Genomic DNA, 1,458 nt, shown 5'->3' on the forward strand with positions numbered 1-1,458 from the left:
GTCGCGCGCGTCGGCCTCGGGGGCGCGCAGGCCGCCGAGGCCCGCGACGGGGCCGGGGTGGAGGAGCGTGACGTCCTTGGGACGCACGCGGACCTTCCCGCCGGGCGTGTCGAGGTCGAGCTTGTCGCCGTCCGTCCCGGAGATGCGGGCGGGTTTCTGCTTGTAGAGGACGAGGGCGCCGGGGGTGAGGTTCACCCGTGCATTGTGGCGTCCCGCCTCCATGAGCTCAACCCGGACCGCCGATGAAGTGAGGATGTAAAACTAGACTTGACATTCTGGTAAGTCAAGGCTTACAACTAGGGAGGAGGTCGAGATGAACGAGAACGAATCCTTTCGAGAGCGAGTCCAGGCCCTTGTCGCCGAGGGCAAACTCACCCCCGAGGAAGCCGAGGCCCTGCTCGGGAGCCGCCCCGACCAGGAGGCCGTGTCCACCGCGCCGCAGACGCCCGTGACGCTCGACAAGACCGAGGGCGACACGCCCTCCACCGCCGTCACGCAGATCACCCCCCTGCAGGAGTCGCCCGCCGTGCCCTTCGACGGCGACGTCCCGCCCGTCCTGCACCTCATCGTGGCGGGCTTCAGCCTCAGCGTCCGCACCGACGAGAGCGTCACCGCCCCGCACCTGCACGTCAGCGCCCCCGGCCGCGTGCAGCTCGCCGGGACGCCCGAGGGCTGGCTCGTCAAGCGCGTCCCGCTGGAGTGGCAGGACCGCGGCGAGGGCTGGCTCGACCGGCTCGTCGGCGGCTTCGTCCAGGAGGGCAACCTGCGCGCCGAGCTCGTCGTGCCCGCCGGGATCACCGAGGTGAACGCGAAGGTGCAGGGCGGCAACCTGGGCCTCCCGGACCTGAACGCGCCCGTGAACGTCAAGGTGCAGGGCGGCAACCTCACGCTCGGCAACGCCTCGGACCTGCACGCCCGCGTCCAGGGCGGCAACCTGCGCTGGAACGCCCTCGTCTCGGGCGGCACGCACGACGTGAAGGTGCAGGGCGGCAACGCGAACGTCCAGCTTCAGCCCGGCAGCAGCGTCCGGCTCGACGGCGAGGTGACGGCGGGCAACATGTCCGCCAGCGGGTTTCCCGTCACGAAGACCTCGCGTGACTTTGTGAACAGCACGTACAGCGGCGTCCTCGCGGACGGCCGCGCCAGCCTCGCCCTGACCGTTCAGGGAGGCAACGCGAAGGTGGTGGCGTCGTGAGGGACCGCATCAACCGCATCCTCGACCTCGTGAAGCAGGAACGGCTCGGGCAGGACGACGCCGCGCAGCTCCTCGAAGCCCTCTCCCCGAAGCTGGCGCTCTCCCCGGAGGCACGCCCGCACCTCTTCGGGCTGCTCTCCGCGTCCGACTTCGGCGTGGACCGCGTCACGGACATCCTCGAAGTGCGCGCGGCCCCCCCGCGTCCCCGCGTCGTCGTGGGCGGGCGCGGCGTGGCGGGCCTCGACGACCTCGGCGAGCGCATC

The 1,458-nt window shown here is 71.2% G+C and carries 2 protein-coding genes and 1 pseudogene; 2 read left to right on the forward strand and 1 reads right to left on the reverse strand.

Features of this window, described 5'->3' with window-relative positions:
* The coding region (locus DEIPI_RS32350; RefSeq protein ID WP_045234644.1) for a hypothetical protein at window positions 1-195 on the reverse strand (195 nt) is incomplete at its 3' end.
* Between the two features lie 118 nt (window positions 196-313).
* Here DEIPI_RS32350 and DEIPI_RS0117770 point away from each other — a divergent pair.
* A complete protein-coding gene (locus DEIPI_RS0117770; protein WP_027482648.1) occupies window positions 314-1,195 on the forward strand; it encodes a hypothetical protein in 882 nt (293 codons plus the stop codon).
* Window positions 1,192-1,458 (forward strand): annotated as a pseudogene (locus DEIPI_RS40265) (hypothetical protein); the annotation flags it as partial. The gene DEIPI_RS0117770 and the pseudogene DEIPI_RS40265, both read left to right, overlap by 4 nt.

This window comes from Deinococcus pimensis DSM 21231, assembly GCF_000519345.1.
Taxonomy (GTDB): domain Bacteria; phylum Deinococcota; class Deinococci; order Deinococcales; family Deinococcaceae; genus Deinococcus_A; species Deinococcus_A pimensis.

Bases quoted from the DNA above. Each gene is read 5' to 3' on its own strand.
- DEIPI_RS0117770 (WP_027482648.1), top strand. From the start codon at position 314: ATGAACGAGAACGAATCCTTTCGAGAGCGAGTCCAGGCCCTTGTCGCC.